This window comes from Streptomyces sp. NBC_00461 (assembly GCF_036013935.1).
Lineage (GTDB): Bacteria > Actinomycetota > Actinomycetes > Streptomycetales > Streptomycetaceae > Streptomyces.
Window position 1 is genome coordinate 621,312 of record NZ_CP107902.1, and the last position, 20,705, is coordinate 642,016.

General features: G+C 70.6%; 20 protein-coding genes. 11 read left to right on the plus strand and 9 right to left on the minus strand.

Going from position 1 to position 20,705, the window contains the following annotated elements:
• Window positions 1–78 precede the first annotated feature (78 nt).
• Window positions 79–1,749, plus strand: a complete 1,671-nt coding sequence (locus tag OG870_RS02970; RefSeq protein WP_405627035.1) for an MFS transporter — start codon at window positions 79–81, stop codon at window positions 1,747–1,749.
• A 75-nt stretch (window positions 1,750–1,824) separates the two neighbouring features.
• On the opposite strand, the gene OG870_RS02975 is transcribed toward OG870_RS02970, so the two are convergent.
• Window positions 1,825–2,022: a hypothetical protein gene (locus OG870_RS02975; protein WP_323180299.1), complete on the minus strand. Its 198-nt coding sequence runs from the start codon at window positions 2,020–2,022 to the stop codon at window positions 1,825–1,827.
• A gap of 180 nt (window positions 2,023–2,202) precedes the next feature.
• Here OG870_RS02975 and OG870_RS02980 point away from each other — a divergent pair, with 180 nt between their 5' ends.
• The 3 genes from OG870_RS02980 to OG870_RS02990 all read left to right on the plus strand — a co-directional run bounded on the left by OG870_RS02980 (window position 2,203) and on the right by OG870_RS02990 (window position 3,913).
• The gene (locus tag OG870_RS02980; RefSeq protein WP_266593744.1) at window positions 2,203–2,508 is read left to right on the plus strand and encodes a hypothetical protein; all 306 of its coding nucleotides are present in this window, start codon (window positions 2,203–2,205) and stop codon (window positions 2,506–2,508) included.
• A 573-nt stretch (window positions 2,509–3,081) separates the two neighbouring features.
• Entirely contained in the window at window positions 3,082–3,591 is a 510-nt protein-coding gene (locus OG870_RS02985) for a hypothetical protein (RefSeq protein WP_266593740.1), read from the plus strand.
• Between the two features lie 106 nt (window positions 3,592–3,697).
• Complete coding sequence (locus tag OG870_RS02990) at window positions 3,698–3,913, plus strand: DUF4177 domain-containing protein (protein WP_266524541.1); 216 nt, start codon at window positions 3,698–3,700, stop codon at window positions 3,911–3,913.
• A 259-nt stretch (window positions 3,914–4,172) separates the two neighbouring features.
• Here OG870_RS02990 and OG870_RS02995 read toward each other — a convergent pair whose 3' ends face one another.
• Entirely contained in the window at window positions 4,173–5,186 is a 1,014-nt protein-coding gene (locus OG870_RS02995) for a LysR family transcriptional regulator (RefSeq protein ID WP_266593736.1), read from the minus strand.
• A gap of 71 nt (window positions 5,187–5,257) precedes the next feature.
• Between OG870_RS02995 and OG870_RS03000 the strand changes: the two genes are divergently transcribed.
• A complete protein-coding gene (locus OG870_RS03000) occupies window positions 5,258–6,145 on the plus strand; it encodes an SDR family NAD(P)-dependent oxidoreductase (protein WP_266593734.1) in 888 nt (295 codons plus the stop codon).
• A gap of 111 nt (window positions 6,146–6,256) precedes the next feature.
• On the opposite strand, the gene OG870_RS03005 is transcribed toward OG870_RS03000, so the two are convergent.
• The gene (locus OG870_RS03005; protein ID WP_327690590.1) at window positions 6,257–7,456 is read right to left on the minus strand and encodes an amidohydrolase; all 1,200 of its coding nucleotides are present in this window, start codon (window positions 7,454–7,456) and stop codon (window positions 6,257–6,259) included.
• A gap of 187 nt (window positions 7,457–7,643) precedes the next feature.
• Here OG870_RS03005 and OG870_RS03010 point away from each other — a divergent pair, with 187 nt between their 5' ends.
• Window positions 7,644–8,207: a hemerythrin domain-containing protein gene (locus tag OG870_RS03010; RefSeq protein WP_266593730.1), complete on the plus strand. Its 564-nt coding sequence runs from the start codon at window positions 7,644–7,646 to the stop codon at window positions 8,205–8,207.
• Window positions 8,208–8,243: 36 nt separating this feature from the next.
• Here the strand turns inward: OG870_RS03010 and OG870_RS03015 are convergent, their stop codons facing one another.
• Window positions 8,244–8,771 (minus strand): hypothetical protein, encoded by a 528-nt coding sequence (locus tag OG870_RS03015; RefSeq protein WP_266593728.1) that lies wholly within the window; start codon window positions 8,769–8,771, stop codon window positions 8,244–8,246.
• 169 nt (window positions 8,772–8,940) lie between these two features.
• Between OG870_RS03015 and OG870_RS03020 the strand changes: the two genes are divergently transcribed.
• Window positions 8,941–9,474 carry a DoxX family protein gene (locus OG870_RS03020; protein WP_266593726.1) on the plus strand — a complete coding sequence of 178 codons (534 nt, stop codon included), beginning with the start codon at window positions 8,941–8,943 and terminating at the stop codon, window positions 9,472–9,474.
• A gap of 5 nt (window positions 9,475–9,479) precedes the next feature.
• Here the strand turns inward: OG870_RS03020 and OG870_RS03025 are convergent, their stop codons facing one another.
• A complete protein-coding gene (locus OG870_RS03025; protein WP_266524527.1) occupies window positions 9,480–10,262 on the minus strand; it encodes an alpha/beta fold hydrolase in 783 nt (260 codons plus the stop codon).
• A 326-nt stretch (window positions 10,263–10,588) separates the two neighbouring features.
• Between OG870_RS03025 and OG870_RS03030 the strand changes: the two genes are divergently transcribed.
• A complete protein-coding gene (locus OG870_RS03030; RefSeq protein ID WP_266845418.1) occupies window positions 10,589–11,830 on the plus strand; it encodes a cytochrome P450 family protein in 1,242 nt (413 codons plus the stop codon).
• A gap of 134 nt (window positions 11,831–11,964) precedes the next feature.
• Here OG870_RS03030 and OG870_RS03035 read toward each other — a convergent pair whose 3' ends face one another.
• From OG870_RS03035 to OG870_RS03045, 3 genes are all read right to left on the minus strand, one after another.
• Entirely contained in the window at window positions 11,965–13,515 is a 1,551-nt protein-coding gene (locus OG870_RS03035; RefSeq protein ID WP_266593720.1) for a helix-turn-helix domain-containing protein, read from the minus strand.
• Window positions 13,516–13,631: 116 nt separating this feature from the next.
• Window positions 13,632–14,816 carry a GDSL-type esterase/lipase family protein gene (locus tag OG870_RS03040; RefSeq protein WP_266524521.1) on the minus strand — a complete coding sequence of 395 codons (1,185 nt, stop codon included), beginning with the start codon at window positions 14,814–14,816 and terminating at the stop codon, window positions 13,632–13,634.
• 16 nt (window positions 14,817–14,832) lie between these two features.
• Complete coding sequence (locus tag OG870_RS03045) at window positions 14,833–15,411, minus strand: TetR/AcrR family transcriptional regulator (RefSeq protein ID WP_266593718.1); 579 nt, start codon at window positions 15,409–15,411, stop codon at window positions 14,833–14,835.
• Window positions 15,412–15,480: 69 nt separating this feature from the next.
• On the opposite strand from OG870_RS03045, the gene OG870_RS03050 reads away from it, so the two are divergent.
• The 3 genes from OG870_RS03050 (at window position 15,481) to OG870_RS03060 (ending at window position 17,511) form a co-directional block, all read left to right on the plus strand.
• Window positions 15,481–15,975, plus strand: a complete 495-nt coding sequence (locus OG870_RS03050) for an FBP domain-containing protein (protein ID WP_266593716.1) — start codon at window positions 15,481–15,483, stop codon at window positions 15,973–15,975.
• Between the two features lie 9 nt (window positions 15,976–15,984).
• Window positions 15,985–16,605, plus strand: coding sequence for an L-threonylcarbamoyladenylate synthase (locus OG870_RS03055; protein ID WP_266524516.1), 621 nt, complete (start codon window positions 15,985–15,987; stop codon window positions 16,603–16,605).
• Between the two features lie 150 nt (window positions 16,606–16,755).
• Window positions 16,756–17,511, plus strand: coding sequence for a dienelactone hydrolase family protein (locus tag OG870_RS03060; protein ID WP_266524514.1), 756 nt, complete (start codon window positions 16,756–16,758; stop codon window positions 17,509–17,511).
• A 296-nt stretch (window positions 17,512–17,807) separates the two neighbouring features.
• Here the strand turns inward: OG870_RS03060 and OG870_RS03065 are convergent, their stop codons facing one another.
• Window positions 17,808–20,705 carry a glycosyl hydrolase family 95 catalytic domain-containing protein gene (locus OG870_RS03065; protein WP_266593714.1) on the minus strand — a complete coding sequence of 966 codons (2,898 nt, stop codon included), beginning with the start codon at window positions 20,703–20,705 and terminating at the stop codon, window positions 17,808–17,810.

The following is a 20,705-nucleotide window of genomic DNA, read 5'->3' on the forward strand; positions in this document are numbered from 1 at the left end:
GGGAAGGACGCTCCCGTCGGACCCGGCTACAAGTGGGTCGCGCTGTCGAACACCACGCTCGGCGTGCTCATCGCCACGATGGACGCCTCCATCGTGATCATCTCGCTGCCCGCGATCTTCCGCGGTATCGGACTCGACCCGCTCGCCCCGGGCAACATCGGCTACCTGCTCTGGATGATCCTGGGCTATCTCCTGGTCTCGGCCGTGCTGGTCGTGGTGCTCGGCCGGCTCGGCGACATGTTCGGCCGGGTACGGATCTACAATCTCGGCTTCCTGATCTTCGCGTGTGCCTCGGTGGCGCTCTCCCTGGACCCGTTCCATGCGGGGGCGGGCGCCCTGTGGCTGATCATCTGGCGCATCGTGCAGGCCTTCGGCGGCTCCATGCTCACCGCCAACTCGGCCGCCATCCTCACCGACGCGTTCCCCGCGCGGCAGCGTGGCATGGCCCTGGGCATCAACCAGATCACCGCGCTCGCGGGCCAGTTCCTCGGCCTCCTCGCGGGCGGCCTGCTCGCCGCCGTCGACTGGCGCGCCGTGTTCTGGATCAGCGTCCCGATCAGCATCACCGGGACGATCTGGTCCTACCTCAGCCTCCGTGAGACCTCGGCAGGCCGCCCCGGCCGTGTCGACTGGCTGGGCAACCTCACGTTCGCGGTGGGAGCCGGAATCCTGCTGGCCGGCATCACCTACGGCATCCAGCCCTACGGTGGCAGCGCCACCGGCTGGGCGAACCCATGGGTTCTCACCGGTCTGATCGGCGGCGCCGCCCTGCTGCTCCTCTTCTGCTACGTCGAGACGCACGTCGCCGAACCCATGTTCAACCTGGGCCTGTTCAAGGTGCGCGCCTTCGCCGCGGGCAATCTGGCCGCCCTGCTGACCGCGATCGCGCGCGGCGGCCTGCAGTTCATGCTCATCATCTGGCTGCAGGGCATCTGGCTGCCCCTCCACGGCTACGACTTCGAGGACACGCCGCTGTGGGCCGGGGTCTTCATGCTCCCGCTCACCATCGGATTCCTGATCGCCGGGCCCGTCTCGGGGTTCCTGTCGGACCGATTCGGCGCGCGCCTGTTCTCCACGACCGGCCTGGTCGCCGTGGCGTGTTCCTTCCTCGGCCTGCTCGCGCTGCCCGTCAACTTCGACTACGGCCTGTTCGCGGCGCTGCTGCTGCTCAACGGGCTGGGCCAAGGCATGTTCTCCGCGCCGAACACGTCCTCGATCATGGGCAGCGTGTCGCCCGAGTACCGGGGCGTCGCATCGGGCATGCGCTCCACGTTCCAGAACTCCGGTACCGCCCTGTCCATCGGCGTGTTCTTCTCCCTGATGGTCTCGGGGCTCGCCTCCTCGCTGCCCGGGACGCTGAGCAGCGGGCTCCAGGCGCACGGCGTGCCGGCCGGCGCAGCCGAACAGGCGGCGGCGCTGCCACCCGTGAGCACACTGTTCGCCACCTTCCTCGGCAACAACCCCATCGAACACCTGCTGTCGTCCAACGGCGCCCTCGATCACGTCTCAGCGGCGCAGCGAGCGGCGCTGACCGGCCACACGTTCTTCCCGCAGCTGGTCTCCGGTCCCTTCCACCACGGCCTGACCATCGTCTTCAGCGTTGCCGCGGGCATGGCTCTGGTCTCCGCGGTCGCCTCGGCGCTGCGCGGCAGCCACCGTGCCGGGTACGACGGTTCCCGCAAGGACGGGCCGAACCCGGCCGGCGACGTCCAGGAGACGTCACAGCCCCAGGACAACGCGGCGTCGTAACAGCCGCCCGGCCCCCACACGTTCGGTGCCGGCCGGGGCGTTGTCGGGCAGCACACCGCCCCCTCCCCTTCGGCGTCAGCGAGCGCCGAACCCTCGCAGAAGACTGTCGACGACCACGTCCGCGGCCTGCGCGGCAGTGAGATCGGGCAACTCCTGTGAAGCCAGCTGCATCAGCTGCGGCAGCAGCGCGCCCGGCCACCCCACCGGGAGATCGGCACGGAACAGCCCCTCGTCCGCGGCGCGCTTCAGAAAAGCGTCGACTTCCCGGATCAACGCGTCGCGCCGCTCACGGATGGCCTCAAGCGTGGACGAAGGGCCGCTGTCACCAACGCCCGCCCACGGGCGCGGTCGCAGCCACCTCCGCGCACCCCTTCGCGCACACCCTTCCGCGTAGCTCACCCAATCGGCTGCGCTCGGCGCGAAATTGGCCGGGCGGCCGTAGAGGGTGACTGCATGAACACACCACTGCACAACCACCCGAACACGCCCGAACACGCCGAGAGGACCAGCACCCGGATTCCGCGAATACTCGCGATGGGTGCCGCCCTGGGCATCGCCTGTGCGGCGCTCGTGGGAGCCGCCGGATCCGCCGTGGCCGCGGCGCCCACCCCGTACGACGACGCCAGGGACAAGGCCTCCTCGTCCGCCCCGGCCCGAGGTCACGGCCAGGAGGAACATCGCGGCCACGGTGGTCACGGCGGCTACGGCGATGACGGCGACGACTGCGACGGCCTCATCGTGCTCATCTGCCACGGATAACCGACCGGGCGCGGACAACCGTCGGCAGACAACTGGCTGCAGTTTCAGCGGACTTCGAGGCCTGCGGCCGGGAGCGGCCACGCCGGTCGGGGCGCCCGCCTCCTGCCTCGACTCCGCCCGTCCGGCGCCCACGTCGGCGTCTCATCGACGAGGATGCGAGCGGCACTCCAGGTCCCGTGTTCTGCACGTCGGCGACGATGTGCAGAACACGGGGCTTTCTGACGTCTCGGGTCGAGAGGGCCGAGCGGCGTGTGGCGGCGTCGGACGGCACGTCGTCGACGAGGTCGACGGTCTCACCGGCTCACACCGGACGCGGTGGGAGACAAGGCAGGGGTGGTCCTGGGCGCGCGCCGTGTGTCTCGACGGCCAGGCGCCCGGGTCCGATGCCGCACCCCGAACAACCTGGTGAACGGCGTCGTATGCGCCACGGCAGACATCATCGCTCCGCGGGGACCGGCAGGTCATCCAGGCCCCCTGAACGACGCGGTCGGCCCGGGCATTAGCCTGGCAGTGCTGCTGGATCACTTCCGGACGCCTGGCCGCCCGAGAACAGACGAGAACGGAGCAGGCGACGTGAGCGACACGCAGACCGGCGACCGCGAGGGGGCTGCTGCACCGACGGCGAGAGCCGAGCTGCTGGAGCGCGTACGCCGGCACCGGCGGCACACCCTGGAACTGCTCACCGTCTGCTCCATCGCGCTCGTCCCGTGGACCGTCCTGCTGGCGCTGACGTTGCCGTCCGGGTACCGGGTCCACCACTGGCGCGCGGCCTGGGTGGGATTCGACGTTCTGCTGTTGGTCGCGATGGCGTCCACCGCGATACTCGGCTGGCTGCGGCACCGTGCCGTGATGGTGTCGGCACTCGCGACGGCGGTGCTGTTGGTCTGCGACGCGTGGTTCGACGTCTCGCTCTCCTTCGGTACCTCGGAGGTCTGGCCGTCGGCCGCGCTCGCGGTGTTCGGCGAACTGCCCCTCGCCTTCTACTTGATCCACCGCGTGATGGGGATGATCTCGTTGGCACGGTGGCCGTCCGCCGAGACCGCCACCGACGGTCACGGGCAGCCCAGCGGCCCGGACGTCTGAAGAAGATCACGCCAGGGCGGGTCGGTGCCTGGTCGCCGAACGCTCCCATGGCCATGATTGGCTGGTTCCAGCCACCGCAGCCGATACACAGGAGGACGTCGCAGCCATGAGCCACGCCTACACCTACGAGTACAAGGTCGTCACCTTCAGGGAGTCGCTGATCGGTGATGCTCTGGACAGCGACAAGCTGGAGAAGGTCCTCAACAAGCATGCCGAGGACGGCTGGGGCCTCAAGGCGATCACCTCCGCCGACGTGAAGGGCCGCATAGGGCCCGGATCGGTCGAGGGCCTGCTGCTCACCTTCGAACGGCCCCGCGCCTGACACAGAGGCATCGCTTCCGCTGACGGGTCCGCGCACAGCGCGGACCCGTCACTGTGTCAGCCGACCGAGCCTCGGTGGGAGGAGGCGTACCGCGTGGCCTCCCACGAGTCATATCAGGAGATCAAGGCGCAGACGGAACGCAAGGCGCCGCTGCTGTCACCCGACGATCACTGGCGGCCCGGGGGCCGGGACGGCATGCGGACGGAATCTGGGCCCCGGCCATCTCCGCCGTCCCGTCCGCGTCGAGGGCGGGCGAGCGTCAGGCGCCTGGCTCGGCGCTGGCGTCAGAGGCGCTGACCGGACCGTCCGGGCCGCCGCCCCGGCGCCCAGGCCACCGGGGCGGCGTGGACAGAGTTGGTTCGTCTGCGTCGAGGGCCGCGGCTCGGAGGGCGGCTGCCACGCGCGTCACCGGCTCGGTCGGTGGGTGGGGCAGCCGGGCCAGGAGCAGACGGCGCTGTTCCTGGGGCCCGCCGCGGACCGGAAGGACCCGTACGCCCGGTGGCGCGGCGGGGGCGAGGGTGGAGGGCACGGTGGTGAGGCCGCACCCGGTGGCGACCAGCTGGAGTTTGGCCAGCCAGTCACGGGCGCTGTGGACGATCTCGGGCCGCTCGTCCAGGCCGGGCCACACCCCCAACAGCCGGTCCTCGCCGGAGCCGGAGCTCGCGATCCAGCGCTGCCCTCGCAGGTCGGCGACGTCGACGAAGTCACCGCGGGCGAGCGGGTGGGCGGCGGGCACGGCGAGACACAGTGCGCGTTCGGTGAGCGTCTGCAGAGCCAGCGGGGGTGACTCGGCGTCCGGCGGGCGAAACGGCGGCGCCGAGGCCAGGAGCGCGAGGTCCAGGCTGCCCGCCCGCAGGGCCCGCACCAGCGCCGGGGTGGTGCCTTCGCGGCTGACGACGTCGAGCCCGGGGTCCGTGCGGCGCAGTGTGGCCAGGGCCGCCGGCACCAGGACGGCTCCGGCGCTGGGGAACCAGCCCAGTCGGACCGTGCCGGCCTGCTCGGGCAGTCCGGACAGTTCGCGCGCGGTGGCGTCGATCTCGTCGAGCACGATCGTCGCGCGGCGCATCACCACGCGGCCGGGCGCGGTCAGGCGTACTCCTTCGCGCCGCCGTTCCAGCAACTCCGCGCCCGCCACCCGCTCGATCGCGGCGATCTGCCGGGACACCGCCGACTGGGTGTAGCCCAGCGACGCGGCGGCCGCCGTGAAGGTGCCCTGTTCGGCAACCGCGCGGAAGACGCGCAGCGCGGTCAACGACACATCCGTGAAGTCCATGACGATTACGGATACTACCTGTGCCTCAATGTCGTTGGACTCATGGCTGCGGCTTTTCTAGCGTGGCAGGCATGAACGCTTCGCGAATCGCCCTCGTCACGGGCGCCAACCAGGGACTGGGCCGCGCCCTCGTCGAGGGACTGGCCGCTCGCATGAGCCCGGAGGACGTGGTGTTGCTCACCGGCCGCGACCGGCAGCGTGTGGCGGACGCGGCCCGGGAGGTGGCCCAATTGCCCGGTACCCGCAGTCGGATAGAAGGCCGGGTGCTGGATGTGACCGACACCGAGGCTGTCGCGCGGCTGGCCGAAGAGCTGCGGGCGCAGCAGGGCGGCGTCGATGTCGTGATCTCCAACGCCGTCGCACGTGTGCTGCCCGACGAGTCCCAATCCGGGCGGGCCGACGAGTTCATCGACGTCTCCAACACCGCCACCCACGCGATCCTGCGCTCGTTCGGCCCCGTCCTGCGCCCGGGCGGCCGACTGCTCGTCGTGGCCAGCAGCCTGGGCACCCTGGGCCATCTCGATCCGCGGCTGCACCACCTGTTCGACGGCGCGAGCCTCGACCAGGTCGAGTACGCGGTCGAGTCCTGGCGGGGCCGCATCCACAACAAGACCGCCGAGGAGGCCGGTTGGCCCCGCTGGCTGAACGTGCCCTCGAAGGTCGCCCAGGTCGCCGCCGTCCGTGCGGTCGCCGCCGAACGCCGTGAACACGACGTGCTCGACGGCACCCTGATCGCCTCCGTGTGCCCGGGCATGGTCGACACCGCCACCTCGCGGCCCTGGTTCAGCGACTACAGCCACGCCCAGTCGCCTGCCCGCGCCGCCCGCGCCGTGCTCGACCTGGTCTTCGCGGAGCACGTCGACCCCGCTCTGTACGGCGAGTTGATCCGCTTCGGCAAGGTTCTGCCCTGGCACGACGGCGCGCCCCTGGTGGAACAGGACCGGCTGCTCACACCCTGAGGCAACGTTCGGCGGCTGCACCCCGGGCGACCGGCCCGTGACCCGTCTCGGCCCCCAGGCGAGGCATCGCGCGCGGCCGGAGGCGGCACGAAGGTGCGTGTTTCCGGGCCGTCATCGCCCGGCCGCGAGCACGGCACCGCGCCCGTGCTCGCGCCACGCCTGCTCTCGAAGTTCCGCGGACATCAACAACTCGACCGCCGTGCAGGCGAGCGCCTCCGTCGCCGCCAGCATCGCGCGGCGGCCGCGGTCGGAGGACGCCGCGGTGGCGAACTCCGGGGTGTGGTCGGAGCCGTCCGGATCCATGATCGCGACGAAGGGGTGGATGGCGGGCACGCGGCCGCTGACGTTGCCGATGTCGGAGGAGCCCAGGTAGACGCCGGGCTGGGGAGGCGTCACGCTGATACCTGTGCGTGCGAGGTGCCGGGCGAACCGTCCCGACAGCACCCCGCTGTCGCGGAAGTGCTCGTAGGACGGGGAGACGCGCCCGAACGTGACCGTCGTCCCCGTCGCCCGGGCCACCCCTTGAGCGCACGTCAGCAGCTCCCCCGCCAGCTCCTCCAGGGCGGTGGTCGTCCCGGCGCGCAGGCCGAACAGTCCCTCCGCGTACTCGGGGACGATGTTCGTCGCCACGCCCCCGTCGGTGACGATGCCCTGCACATGTGAGGCCTCGGGGAGCCGTCTACCCACGACGGCAAGGGTGTTGAACAGCTGGATGAGGGCCGCGAGGGCGTCGATGCCCTCGGTCGGGTTCCCGGTGGGGTGCGCGGCGCGGCCGTGGAAGCCGACGCGGTATCGCGTCTGGGCGGTCAGGGGCGCCCACTGCCAGCTGTGCACGCCGGGATGGAACATCAGCGCGGCGTCGACGTCGTCGAACAGGCCCGCCTCGGTCTCGGCGGCCTTGCCACCGCCGCCCTCCTCGGCAGGCGTTCCCACGGCCCACACGGCCCCTGCGCCCTCCCCCGCGACGGCCCGTGCCGCGAGCGCGGCACCGAGGCCGGCCGCGGCGACCAGATTGTGGCCGCACGCGTGCCCGAGCCCGGGCAGGGCGTCGTACTCCAGGAGCAGGGCCACCGCCGGGCGGCGTATGCTTCCCGCCCGCGCGACGAACGCGGTGGGCATTCCGGCGAGACCACGCTCCACGACGAACCCCGCGCGTTCGAGTTCGCCGCTCAGCAGCCGGGCCGCCCGGTGTTCCTCGAAGGCGTACTCGGGATCCGCGTGCAGGGCGAGGGCGATGTCCCACAGGCGCTCCGCACGCAGAGCAACCTCCCTGACCACCCGTCCGACCGCCACGTCCACCGCGTCTGTCACGCCGGCCTCCCCAGGTGTGCCATCCATGTCGGCTCTTGTGGGCGGGTTCCATCAAGGCGGCGGCCCACACCCTGTCCGACCGGGCGAGCTGCGGTGGTCGGGCGTTAGCGCAGCGGGGGCCTGGGCACTCGGGGCTCGCGGTGGATCCGGACCGGGAGCCACCGCTTCCTGGCTGGAGGTGGAGAGCATGGGACATGGTGGAAACGTCATCGACGAGCTGATGACCGATCACCGGGAGGTCGAGGAGCTGTTCGGCCGGATCGAGGCACTGCCGTCCGGAGACAAGGTCCGCAAGGTGTACGCCGACCAGGCCACGATGGAACTGGTGCGGCACTCGGTGGCCGAGGAGGAGTACCTCTACCCGGCGGTGCGGGAACACCTGGTCAACGGGAACGCCATGGCGGACAGGGAGATCGAGGACCACTCCAAGGCCGAGCAGCTGATGAAGGATCTGGAGAGCTGCGAGGCGGGCGACGCGGAGTTCGACCGGCTGATCGGGACGCTGATGAGCGAGGTCCGTTCGCACATCGCCGACGAGGAGCAGAACCTCTTCCCCCAGCTGCGCGCGGCGTGCACGGCGGAGGCACTCGACGACCTGGGCGACAAGGTCCGCCGGGCCAAGAAGCTGGCGCCGACCCGGCCGCACCCCTCGGCCCCGGACACCCCTCCCGCCAACAAGCTGCTGGCTCCGGGGGCCGGAGTGGTCGACCGGATGCGGGACGTGCTGAGTGGACGCGGCAAGCACGACTGACGGAGGCCGGCCGACTGCCGGAGCGGGCGGCCCGTTTCAGGCGGTGAGCGGGAGGGGCGGCTTGAGCAGGTGCAGCAGCTGGTCCTGGTGGAGCGCGGCGACGGGGGCGAGCAGGTCGGGGTGGCGCAGCAGTGTCGCCGCCCGCAGGTCGCCGGCCTCGGGGGCGAGCAGGCGTCGGAACGCGACGGGCGTACCGGCCGTGTGGCTGCTCTCGGCGGCGGCTGCCACCGCGAGGGCGGCCAGTTCCGGGTCTCCCAGCAGGCCGGCCGCCCAGCTGGCGACGACCTCGTCGACCCAGGTGCGCCAGGCATGGACTTCGGTGTCCTGGCCGGTGACGTCGTGCGCACCCGCGAGCCGGTCGAGCCGGGCGGATCCGCCCGAGCCCGCCATCCCGACGAGCGCGGCGTCCATCGGGGTCGGGTAGCGCAGCCAGGCCGCGACCGTGACGGCCTGGCGGGCCTGCGCCTCGCACAGGGCCGAGGCCAGGGCGCCATCACCTGAGGGGTAGGCGCAGGTCAGCCACTGGGTGGTCGCCGCGATCAGCGGGGAGAGGTCTGTGAGCACTGCGGGGCCGTCCGTACTACGTGGGAGGACTGGGAACTGGGCAAAGACGGTAGCTCGCGGTTGCCGGGGAGGAACATGCCCTCACCTCGCCCGATGACGTGGCATCGACCACAGCACGGCGGGGAACCCGGTGGCTCTCTGCACGCGCTCCTATCCCTGGGAGAAAGTCATGAGCTTCCTGCGTCTGGTCGGCCGCCCCATGCTCGCCTCGATGTTCGTCGCCGGCGGACTGAACTCGCTGCGCGCTCCCGAGCAGGTCGCCCCCGTGGCCGAGCCCGTCGTCCAGCCCGTCACCGAGCGGATAGACGCTCTGCCCGACCGCACCGAACAGGTCGTACGGCTCAACGGAGCCGTACAGCTGGTGGCCGGTCTGCTGCTGGGCACCGGGCGTCTGCCTCGGCCCGCCGCGCTGGCCATAGCGGCCACGCTGGTGCCGACGACGCTTGCGGGTCACCGTTTCTGGGAGGCGGAGGATCCCGACGAGCGCGCCCAGCAGCGCATCCACTTCCTGAAGAACCTGTCGATGCTGGGCGGTCTGCTGATCGCGGCCGACGACACCGCCGGCGCCCCCTCCCTGGCGTGGCGGGGCCGTCATGCCGCCCATGACCTGCGCCGTGAGGCTCATCTGGTACGGCGTTCCGTCGGTGCCACCGCACGGCCCGCCGCGGCGGTCGGCGGTGTCAGGGCCAAGCTGGCGCGCTGATCACCTCACCCGCCCGCAGGGGTCACGAACCGGTCGAGGGCACTGGTCAGCTCCGCCGGCTTCTCCACCGGCAGCTCGTGGCCGGCGTCGATGATGCGGATCACCGCGTCCGGGTAGTCCTTCGCCATGCGCAGCATCTGCTGCACCGGCAGCTGGATGTCGTGATAGCCGTGGATCATGAGGGTGGGTACGCGGATCTCGCCGACCCGGTCCAGTACGTCGAAGGCGCGCATGGCGCCGTAGAGCGTCATGACGACCTCGCGCGGGGTGTCGGCGGAGGACTTGACGTAGGCGCGGATCTCGTCGCGGGGGTGGCCGGGAGCGAAGGCGCGCTGGATGTTGGTGGCGACGAACAGCTTGTACGGGACGAGGGTCGAGGCCGCCATCAGCAGACCCCTGCCGCGGCTGAAGGCCATGCGTCCGATGGAGTTGACCAGTACGAGGCGTTCGACCCGGTCGGGGTGGTCGAGGCTGATGGTCTGCGCGATCATGCCGCCCATCGAGTGGCCCACGAGAACCGCCCGGTCGACCTTCAGGTGGTCGAGGAGGGCGATGACGTCCCTGGCCAGCTCCGCGACGGTGCGCACCCCCGCCCCGCTGCTCTCGCCGTGACCGCGCAGGTCCAGGCGGATCACCCGGCGCTGCTCGGCGAAGTGCTTCATCTGGTGGTCCCAACGGTGCCGGTTCGCCGTCCAGCCGTGGATGAACACCAGAGGCACGCCGTCGCCGTCGCGGGGGCCCTCGTCGTCGTACGTCAGCGCTGCGCCGTCGACCTCGAGCTGCGGCATCGGTGCCTCCTGAATGCGTCCGGTTACTGGCGAGTAGGGTAGCGCTCGCCGAGGCACACGTCACCGGCGCGGGCAGAGGAAGCCGACGCAGGCACACGGTCGGGCCCCGTGCGGGCGCACGGAGCCCGGGATTCCGGGGGCACCCTTGCGGCTGTCCGTCTGCGCCTTGCGGAACCGGTCGGCAGGCCCGTCAGGGCCGGAATGTCGCGGCGAAGTTTCGCTCAACCGTGCGAGAGCGAGGGGTGGCGATGTGTACTGTGCTGCGAGTGTCCGTTGCAGGGGCCATGGATTTCGCCCTGCCCGCCTTCCGTTCCGGGAGATCCGTAGTGACCGTGACCGATCGCCTCGACCGCTTTGTCATCGACCCGTTCGGAGCCGACATCGCCGCCGAGAGCGCCCGGTTGCGCGCCCTGGGCCCGATCGTGCCGGTCGAGTTGCCGGGCGGCATCCCCGCCTGGGCACCAACCGGCTACGACACCCTGAAGGAACTGATCCTCGATCCTCGGGTCAGCAAGGACCCGCGGCTGCACTGGAGGTTGTGGCCCGAGCTGGGTGAACACCCCTCGTGGGGCTGGATATTGGGCTGGGTGGGCGTGGTCAACATGCTCTCCACGTACGGCGGCGACCACGCCCGCCTGCGCAAGCTGGTGGCGCCGAGCTTCACCCGTCGGCGCACCGAGATGATGCGCGCACGGGTGGAGGCGATCACCGCGGAGCTGCTCGACGCACTGGAGGCGGCGGGCGCCGACGGCCAGGTGGTCGACGTCAAGGCGCTGTTCGCGCAGCCGCTTCCCATGCGGATCATCTGCGAACTGTTCGGCGTGCCGGACGAGTTGGTGGACGCCACGGGTCGGCTGATCGCGGCCATCATGGACACCTCCGACCCGAGCCCGGAGCACGCCGCGTCCGTGCAGCGGCAGATCGGGACGGTGCTGCCGGCGCTGATCGCCCACCGCAGCGAGCACCCCGGGGACGATCTGACCACCGAGTTGATCCGGGTGCGGGACGAGGACGGCGACCGGCTCAGCGACGAGGAACTGCTGTACACCCTGCTGCTGGTGATCGGTGCAGGGTACGAGACCACGGTCAACCTCATCGGCAACGCGGTCGTCGCCCTGCTCAGGCACCCGGGGCAGCTGGCCGCCGTACAGGCCGGGACGACCGGCTGGGAGGGCGTCGTCGACGAGACGCTGCGGGTGCACCCGTCGATCGCCGCGCTGCCCCTGCGGTTCGCCGTCACCGACATCAAGGTCGGCGACGTCACGGTCCCCGCGGGCGACGCCATCATCACGACGTACGCCGCCGCGGGGCTGGATCCCGTGCGCTACGGGCCGGACGCGGACGTCTTTGACGCGGCGCGCGGGGCCGAGGACCATCTGGCGTTCGGCATCGGGGTGCACCGGTGCATCGGCGCTCCGCTGGCCCGGGTGGAGGCGCTGACCGCGCTGCCCGCTCTTTTCGGACGTTTTCCCGGGATGCGGCTGGCCGTCGGCGAGGACGAGCTGCGGCAGGTGCCGTCGTTCATCGCGTTCGGCTGGCAGGAGGTGCCGGTGCGGCTGCGCGCGTAGAACCGCAAGGACCACGAAGACCGCAAGGGGGGCCCGACCGGTCCCCCGTTCCGGTCGTGCCCCGCCCATCGAACTTACGTCTAGGGCGGATCCGTTGTGTACCGCGTCAATGCCCGCTGCGGTCTGCGCAGGGCTCACTTGTGCACAGGCGAGCCCGGATGGTCCCGGTTCGTCCGGTTGAGGTCGGGCTGGTCGAGGTCGCCGAGGGCCAGGTGGGCGAGCACGACCTCGTAGAGATCGGTGCCGGAGGCGAGCAGTTGGCGTTCGAGGACGGGTTCCGCGCTGCGCACGTGCTCGCGCACCGTCTGCGCGTGCACGCCGAGGAGGTGGGCGGCGCGTTCGGCGTTGCCGCCTGCCGCGATCCAGGTGCGCAGGGTGCGGCGGAGGTCGCGGGCGTCGGACTCCAGGCGGCCGAGCAGGTCGTGTGCCCAGGTGCGCAGTGCGGGCCCGGCCAGCAGGTCGCCGAGCCGAGGGTCGGCGGTGTCCGTGGTGCCGGCGGTGTCGACGGGACCGGTCTCGTGGGGTTCCTCCGGCAGGCCGACGCGGGCGTTGATCGCGAGGTGGACGACGGCGCGGGCGGGGAGGTCGGAGAAGTCCGCGCGCAGCAGGCCCTCCACGCGTTCCATGCGGGCGCGGACCGTGTTGCGGCTGACGCCCAGGACCTTGGCCGCGTTCACGGCGGTGAACTCCAGGCCAAGGCGGGTGGTGGCGAGGAGTTCGGCGCGGGTGTGGTGCGCGAGTGTGTCCAGCGGGCGCAGGACCTCGGTCGTCCAGCCGTGGAGCACGGCCGGGTCCATCAGGCGTTCGGGGTGGGTGCGTTCGGCGTAGACGGCTTGCTTGTCGGGCCGGAAGCGGGCGACGGCGAGGGCGCTGACGGCCTGTCCGTAGCCGGTCGCGGTGCGGACGAGGCTCTGCGGGGCGCTGCCGCCGAGGAAGGTGCCCGGCCGCCTGCCGACCAGCAGGCGCAGCTCCGCGGCGGCCGCGTCGTGCGGAGCGACGACGATGACGTGCGCGTCCACGGCGGGGCAGCGCACGACCAGGGCCTGCTCGTCCGTCGCGTCCAGGCATTCCTCGGCGATGCGGTCGCGGTCCTGGGCGCCGGCTTCGAGCACGTAGACACAGGCGGTGTCGGTGTCGAGCAGGCCGGGCCACAGCCCTGCGGCGACACGACGGGCGGAGATGGTGTCCTCGACCATCAGGAGTTGCAGGATGGCCAGGCGCAGATCGGACGTCGCCCGTTGCAGACGGCGTCCGGCCATGCTCGACTCGTGTGCCCTGAGCAGGAGTTCGACCACCTGGGCGGTGTGGGTCACGATGTCCGAGGCCCGGCGGTCGAAAGGTTCCGTGCGGGACACCACCAGCACACCGGCCGAGGCGGGCTGCGGCAGCTCCACTCTGACGAGGCGCAGGTGACGCCCTTCGTCGTCCCAGGCCGCGGAGGCGATGCGGCCGGAGACGATGTCCGCGACGAGGCCCTCGTCCAGCGGTGTCGGCGTTCCGGCGAGGAGGCTACCCGTGTCGTCCTGCAGACAGGCCGTCCCGTGCACCGCGTCCGCGAGCCAGGCGGCGACCCGGCGGATGTCCCGTCCGGTCGGCCGGAGGTGGTCGAGCAGTTCCTGTGCCCACGTCGTGCCGTCGGCGCCCGTCACCTGCGCAGGGCGGGCCCCGTCCTTTCGGCCAGCCATCTCGGCCTTCTCCTCGTCCATCGCATCGACCTCGGCATATCGGTCGGGGACGTTACCTCACGTATGCCCGAAGGCGACACGAGTACGACGTCCGTACGGCGATGCGACGACGACCTTCACACTCCGCGAACGCCGAACACACCTCCCTCGGCGAAGGCCAGTTCGGCGAAGCGTTCGCCGATGCGGAGGTGGGTGGCGGCATCCGGGTGGAGCTGGTCGGGCAGCGGGAGTTCGGCGGAGTCGGACTCCCCGTACAGGTCGCGTCCGTCGAGGTAGTGCAGGTTCGGGTCCTCGGCCGACCGTTGGGCCACTATGCGGTTCAGCTCGTCCCGGATCACGCCGAGGGCCAGTTTCCCGTCGGCACGTTCCGCCGGATCGCCCATGGCGTGGAACTGCAGCCTGCCGTCGCCGAGGGAGGTGAAGTCGATGGCGCTCGGGCCGGGCGTGTCCTCGTGCATCGGGCACAGGATGGGTGAGACGACCAGCAGCGGTGTGGTGGCGTGGCCTTCGCGGACGGTGTCGAGGAAACCGTGGACGGCCGAGGTGAACGCGCGCAGGCGCATCAGGTCGGTGTTGACCAGGTTGATGCCGATCTTGACGCTGATCAGGTCGGCGGGGGTGTCGCGCAGCGTGCGGGCGGTGAACGGGTCGAGCAGGGCGCTGCCGCTCAGTCCGAGGTTGATCAGGTCCACGTCGCCGAGGGAGGCGGCGAGTGCGGGCCATGTGGTGGTGGGGCTCGCCGCGTCGGAGCCGTGACTGATCGAACTGCCGTGGTGCAGCCACACCTTGCGGCCGCTCGGCGGTGCGGGCTCCACCGGGGCGTCGGTGCGCAGGGCGACCAGTTCGGTCGTCTCGTTGTGCGGGAGCCAGATCTCCACGTTCTTGTCTCCCTCGGGCAGGCCGGTGAAGCGCAGGGTGCCCACGGGGCCGGGACGGAGCTCGGTGGTGCCGGCGGCCATGTCGACGGTCACGGTGTTGCCGCCCGTGACGCTCGCCCGGCCGGCCGCGCGGCCGTCGACGAGGAGGTCGTACACGCCGTCGGGACGCGGCGGGGCACCGACGTAGACGCGCTTGGTGGGCAGGGTGTCCAGTTCGACGGCGGTGGCACGCGTACGGAAGGCCAGCCGTACACCCGAGGGCTGGGACTCGGCGCCGGCCAGCTGTGGATCGGTGCACTGGGCGCGGGCCCGGGCGGGCAGTCGGTGCGGCAGTACGCCGTGTTCGGTGTGTTCCACGTCGAGTGCGCCGCGCAGCAGGTCGGCCGTGATCGGCGTGGTGATCCAGTCGTACGTGGTCTGCATGTACTCCGCCTGTCGGTCAAGTGGTGGGTGCGGTGGGCCAGTTGCGCAGCAGGGCGTCAAGGGCGTCAAGGATCCGCGTCCAGGACTCCTCGGAGCCGGGGGCGCTGTGGCTGAAGCCGCCGGCAGTCTCCAGGCTCGAGTAGCCGTGGAAGACGCTGCCAAGCAGCCGTACGGCGTGCGTCTCGTCCGGTTCCGTCAGGTGGTAGCCGCGCAGGATCGCCCGCGTCATCCGGGAGTGGCGGATGCCCGCGCCGGCGGCGGCCGTCTCGGGGTCCAGTCTCAGCCGGGCCGCGGCCGACCGGCCGGGGTGTTCGCGGCCGTAGTCGCGGTAGACGTTCGCGAAGGCCACCAGGGCGTCCTTGCCGGCCCGGCCGGCCAGGGCGTCGGCGGCCCGGTCGGCGAGCTCCTCCAGGGCGAACAGGGCGATCCGTGTCCTGAGGTCCTGGGAGTTGTGCACATGCGAGTACAGACTCGCGACCTTGACGTCGAAGCGCCGGGCGAGCTCCGAGACGGTCACCTGGTCGAAGCCCACCTCGTCGGCGAGCTCAGCACCGGCCCGCACCACACGCTCCGTGGTCAGCCCTACACGCGCCATAACCACCCTTCCCTCCGCCTGAAGCAATTATGTTTTGCCTAAAGCTTTTAGGCAAATTACCGTGTTCTTATGGAACCGCTGACCGAGCAAGAGATCCGTGCCGCGTTCGTGAACTGCACCAAGGGCGAGGCCAAGCGCCTGAACATCCCCCGCGACCTGGCCCTCCAGCCCTGGGAGGACCTCGACTACCTCGGCTGGCGCGATCCACAGGCTCCCGACCGCGCCTACCTCGTGGTCGAGCTGGAGGGCCGCCCCAGGGCCCTCGCGATGCGCTCCTCCACCGCCGGTTCCTGGCAGGCGCGGCGCAGCATGTGCTCGATGTGCCTCACCACCCACTCCGGTGGGGTGTCCCTGATGGTCGCGCCGAAGGCGGGGAAGGCCGGACAGCAGGGCAATTCGGTGGGCGCCTACATGTGCAGCGATCTGGCCTGCTCGCTGTATGTACGCGGCAAGCGGGACGCGGGCATCGGCGCACGGCTCCACGAGACGGTCACCCTGGAGGAGAAGATCGAGCGGACCGTGGCGAACGTCGCCGCGTTCGTCGCCAACGTGACCACGGCATAAGCTCGCCCAATGGCGAAGTACTTCGACGTGCACCCCGACAACCCCCAGCCGCGCACCATCGCCCAGGTCGCGGACAGCATCCGCGCCGACGCGCTCATCGCGTACCCCACGGACTCCTGCTACGCGCTGGGCTGCCGACTGGGCAGCCGTGACGGGATCGAGCGGATCCGGACCATCCGCCATCTCGACGACCGGCACCACTTCACCCTGGTCTGTCAGGACTTCGCGCAGCTCGGCCAGTTCGTACGGGTCGACAACGACGTGTTCCGGGCGATCAAGGCGTCGACACCCGGCAGTTACACCTTCATCCTGCCGGCGACGAAGGAGGTGCCGCGGATGCTGCAGCACCCGAAGAAGAAGACGGTCGGCGTGCGCATCCCCGACCACGTCGTCACCCAGGCCCTGCTCTCCGAACTCGGCGAGCCGCTGCTGTCCAGCACGCTGCTCCTGCCCGACGAGGACGAGCCGATGACACAGGGCTGGGAGATCAAGGATCGCCTCGACCACGTGCTGGACGCGGTGGTCGACTCCGGGGACTGCGGCACCGAGCCGACGACGGTCATCAACTTCTCGGAAGGCGAGGCCGAGATCGTACGGCGGGGGGCCGGGGACGTCAGCCGGTTCGAATGACGGCGTCGGCGGTGAGGCCGGGGGCCTGACGGCTGGACGAATGGCCCGTGCAACGATGACCCGGACCGGCCGCGACCGGCCCGTCGGGCCGACGTGTCGCTTCACCGCAGAGTACGCAAGTACGCAAGTACGCAGAGAGGTAGTCCCCCCATGACCTCCGTACAGGGAACAGCCGTTGACATCCCCACCGAGGACGGCGTCGCGGACGCCTATGTAGCACACGCCGCCGACGGCGGTCCCCGGCCCGGCGTTCTGCTCTACCAGGACGCCTTCGGGTTGCGCCCCCATCTGACGTCGATGGCCGACCGGATCGCCGAGGCCGGCTACACGGTGCTGGTGCCCAACGTCTTCTACCGTCACGGGCGTTCGCCGGTCGTCGAGCTGCCGGAGTTCATCGACCCCGAGGCGCGACCGGAGATCTGGGGGAAGGTCTGGCCGCTGATCCAGTCCCTGACGCCCGACCTCGCGATGCGGGACGCGGACGCGTATCTGCGCTGGCTGGCCGACTCCCCCCTGGTCGCGGACGGCCCGGTCGCGTTGACCGGTTACTGCATGGGTGCGCGGCTGGCCCTGTACACGGCGGGCACCTACCCGGAGCGGGTCGCGGCCGCGGCCGGCTTCCACGGAGGCCAGCTGGCGTCGGACGCTCCCGACAGCCCGCACCTGGTGGCCGAACACATCACCGCCGAGCTGTACTTCGGCCACGCCGACCAGGACTCGTCCCTGCCTCCCGAGCAGATACAGCGCCTGGAGGACGCGCTGACCGCTGCGGGTGTACGCCACCGCTGCGAGGTCTACCCGGGCGCCGCCCACGGCTTCACCCAGGCGGACACCGCGTCGTACAACAAGGACGGCGACGAGCGGCACTGGGCCGCGCTGCTCGACCTCCTCAAGCGCACGTTCTGACGCGCACTGCCCGAGGCACGCGGGTGCCGGCCTGACCTTCGACCCGTGTCGAAGACCTACGCACTGCATTTCCCAGCTCGCCCTCTGCAAGCAAGGGAGGACGCCCTCGCCGGCGTCGACATCTTCCTGACCGGTATCGCAGCCCTGCACTGAACGACTGCGAACGAGCACGAACGGCCGCTGCACCGCCCGTCCCACCGATCAATCTCTTGGTGTGCCGGCGGCTACGGAGCCGACGACGGCCCTCACGGGCGCGCGGGCGGGGCGCGTCCGTGAGGGCCGTCCAGTCGGCGCCGTCACACTCCGACGGGCTGCCACTCCTGGTTGTCGCCGCCGCCGGTGGGCCACTGGATGATCTTGGCGCCGTCGGCCGTCGAGCCGCCGTTCACGTCCGCGCACAGGCCGCTCTTGACGTTGATCAGGCGGTAGTAGCCACCGGACGTCGGTACGAGCTTCCACCACTGGTTGACGCCGTTGGTGTCCGACCACTGGTCGAGCGCTGTGCCGTTGGAGGTGGAGCCGCCGGGGTTGTCGAGCACCTTGCCGCTGTTGACGTTGGACAGGCGGTACGAGCCGTCGTAGTCGGGGAGCAGCTTCCACTTCTGGTTGGCGCTGCCGGACCAGGGGAACTGGATGGCCGCGCCGCCGTTGGCGGTGGAGGCGCCGGAGATGTCGATGACCTTGCCGCTCCTGCGGTTGACCAGCTTGAAGACTCCGGTGAGCAGGCCGATCGTGATCGTGGTGCTCGTGCCGGCGGTCAGCGACACCGTCCGGGCGTGGTTGCCCAGCGAGGACGTCTTCACCGTGGCGGCGGTGCTGACGGACGTGATGCCGCGTCGGCAGATGAAGGTGATGTCCTGGTCGATGTCCGAGGTGAGCTTGACGGTGGCGGTACGGGCCACGGTGTCCCAGGTCAGGGACTGGATGCTGATGCGGTTGCGGCCGCGGACGCCCTTGATGGTGCCCTGGGCCAGCTGGTCGGGGAGGGCGGGGAGGATCTCCAGGACGCCGGGGCGGCTGTAGACCAGTGCCTCCGCCAGGATGGCGGGGATGGTGTTGGCCGCGTCGCAGTTGTAGATGTCCAGATTGGGGTTGTGGGAGGTCATCAGCGAACGCCAGACCATGTTCTTGCCGTAGATCTTCAGCAGGTTGGCGTACACGCCGGCGCCGTCCTTGAGGCGGGCGCGGGACAGCGCGCGGTGCAGGCTGCCGTGGGCCGAGAAGTTCGCGTCGCCGCGCTTGTCCAGGGCCTTGGCCGCGTACTTGACGAGGTCGGGCTTCTCCTCGGGGTTGATCTCGTGCAGCGGCCAGGCGCCGTACATGTGCTGTACGTGCCGGTGGTCGTAGCGGTCGGTCAGGCCCGGCCAGGACCATTCGGCGAGCGCGCCGTCACCGTTGATGGTGTAGTCGGGCAGCTTGGCGAGCAAGGCGGTCCAGCGGGCCACGCCCTTGCCGCTGCCCTGTTCCAGTCCGAGTTCGTTCGCGGCGTCGATGGCGGCCTGCAGGGCGTGTCTGCCGGCCATGATGTCGCCGGTGGCGTTGATGGAGAAGGACTGGCCCGTGCTGGTCGGGGTGTTCTCCATGGAGAAGGAAGGGACGAACACGGCCTTGCCGTGGGAGTCGGTGCGGGTGAGGAAGTCCTCGTAGAACAGGGCGAGTTCCATCAGGGCGGGGCCCAGCTTGTTCTGGAGAAAGGCCTTGTCACCGGTGACCTGGTAGTACTCCAGCAGTGGGTAGAGCATCCAGTCGGCGCCGCCGGTCCATGCCTGGCCTGGGAAGCTGCCGTTGTTGAAGTGCAGCATGTGCCCGTACTCGCCGTCGGTGCGGGACGGGGCGAGGAAGCCGCGAGCGTTGTAGAACCGGGTCGCGTTGTCGCGCCAGTCGGCCAACTGGCCGAGGACGAGGTCGAAGTACCCCTGCATCGCGTCGGTGAGGTCGAGGATGTTGCCCCCGGAGACCTGGAAGTTGATGTTGGCGTCGGTGGTGAAGTCGTCGGCCCAGGAGCCGGCCCAGGTGCCGGTCCAGATGCCGGTCAGGCGGGGCGGCAGAATGCCGGTGGAGCTGACGAACAGATAGCGGCCGGAGTCGTACATCCGCTCCAGCAGCGCTATGTCGACCGCGCCACTGTTGGACTTCTGGCGGGCGATGAGGTCGCTGGTGGACAGTTGTCGGTCGGCGGTGGAGACGTTCAGGTCGATGCTGGAACGGTCGTACATCGCCTGGTGCTTGGGGGCGTGTCTGCCCAGCAGGGTGGCATAGTCGGCGGTCAGCGAGGCCAGCGCGGCCTGCAGCGGCTTGGCGTCCCAGCCGGTGGAGGTCTCGTACCGGCCCAGCTTGGTCAGCAGCAGCACCTTGGTGGCCTTGGCGACCACGAGGGTGTTTCCGCTCGCGGTGACCGAGGAGCCGGATCCCGAGACGACGACCCGGGTGACGCCCTCGTAGCCGAAGGCGCCCTTCCCGGCAGGGTAGGTGCCGCGCAGGTTCAGGTAGCCGTCGCCGCTGGAGACGCTGGCGGTGGTGGCGAAGGAGACGCTGGACGGCGTGGAGTCCAGTGCGGTGTTGACGCTGAGGGTGGTGTCTACGGTGCGGCCGGTGGCCGGCAGCAGCTCGTGGACGATGACCTGGTCGGCGCGGGAGACGAAGACGTGGCGCTTCCAGGTGCCGAAGGAGTCCGTCCAGGTGTGGGTGACCTCGCCGGTGCGGAAGTCGGTGATCCGGGCGTAGTCGTTGACCGTGGTCATGCCCGGGGTACTGAGCTGCAGCTCGTAGCCGGGGTGGAACGTCTGCGTCCACTGCAGGTTCCAGCCGTTCGCGAAGGTCGACGCGGCCCCGGAGTAGTCGCCCGCCAGCGCCTTGTCCCGGGCCGGCTCCAGCACGCTTCTCAGGTCCGGGGGCATCGTGCTCCGGGTGCCGTTCGGCAGCACCAGTTTGTGGTAGTTGAAGATCATCTTTTCGAGCGTGGGCGTGCCGTAGTACACGGTGCCGTACTCGCCGTTGCCGCTGAGGAACCCGTCGGTCCAGGCCGAGGCGGTGGCGTTGTCCCATGTACCGCGGCCCGGGAGGGTGACCTGGGGCGGGACGGCCGCGGCGGCCCGGTTGGCGAACACGAAGCCCGGCAGGGTCGTGGCGCCGAGGGTCAGTGCGGCGGCGGTGAGGAAGCGCCGGCGGTCCACGGGACGGTCGGGCAGTCTCAT

Bases quoted from the DNA above. Each gene is read 5' to 3' on its own strand.
- OG870_RS02970 (WP_405627035.1), top strand. From the start codon at position 79: ATGGACGCCTCCATCGTGATCATCTCGCTGCCCGCGATCTTCCGCGGT.
- OG870_RS02980 (WP_266593744.1), top strand. From the start codon at position 2,203: ATGAACACACCACTGCACAACCACCCGAACACGCCCGAACACGCCGAG.
- OG870_RS02990 (WP_266524541.1), top strand. From the start codon at position 3,698: ATGAGCCACGCCTACACCTACGAGTACAAGGTCGTCACCTTCAGGGAG.
- OG870_RS02995 (WP_266593736.1), bottom strand. From the start codon at position 5,186: ATGGACTTCACGGATGTGTCGTTGACCGCGCTGCGCGTCTTCCGCGCG.
- OG870_RS03000 (WP_266593734.1), top strand. From the start codon at position 5,258: ATGAACGCTTCGCGAATCGCCCTCGTCACGGGCGCCAACCAGGGACTG.
- OG870_RS03010 (WP_266593730.1), top strand. From the start codon at position 7,644: ATGGGACATGGTGGAAACGTCATCGACGAGCTGATGACCGATCACCGG.
- OG870_RS03020 (WP_266593726.1), top strand. From the start codon at position 8,941: ATGAGCTTCCTGCGTCTGGTCGGCCGCCCCATGCTCGCCTCGATGTTC.
- OG870_RS03025 (WP_266524527.1), bottom strand. From the start codon at position 10,262: ATGCCGCAGCTCGAGGTCGACGGCGCAGCGCTGACGTACGACGACGAG.
- OG870_RS03035 (WP_266593720.1), bottom strand. From the start codon at position 13,515: ATGGCTGGCCGAAAGGACGGGGCCCGCCCTGCGCAGGTGACGGGCGCC.
- OG870_RS03040 (WP_266524521.1), bottom strand. From the start codon at position 14,816: ATGCAGACCACGTACGACTGGATCACCACGCCGATCACGGCCGACCTG.
- OG870_RS03045 (WP_266593718.1), bottom strand. From the start codon at position 15,411: ATGGCGCGTGTAGGGCTGACCACGGAGCGTGTGGTGCGGGCCGGTGCT.
- OG870_RS03050 (WP_266593716.1), top strand. From the start codon at position 15,481: ATGGAACCGCTGACCGAGCAAGAGATCCGTGCCGCGTTCGTGAACTGC.
- OG870_RS03055 (WP_266524516.1), top strand. From the start codon at position 15,985: ATGGCGAAGTACTTCGACGTGCACCCCGACAACCCCCAGCCGCGCACC.
- OG870_RS03060 (WP_266524514.1), top strand. From the start codon at position 16,756: ATGACCTCCGTACAGGGAACAGCCGTTGACATCCCCACCGAGGACGGC.
- OG870_RS03065 (WP_266593714.1), bottom strand. From the start codon at position 20,705: ATGAGACTGCCCGACCGTCCCGTGGACCGCCGGCGCTTCCTCACCGCC.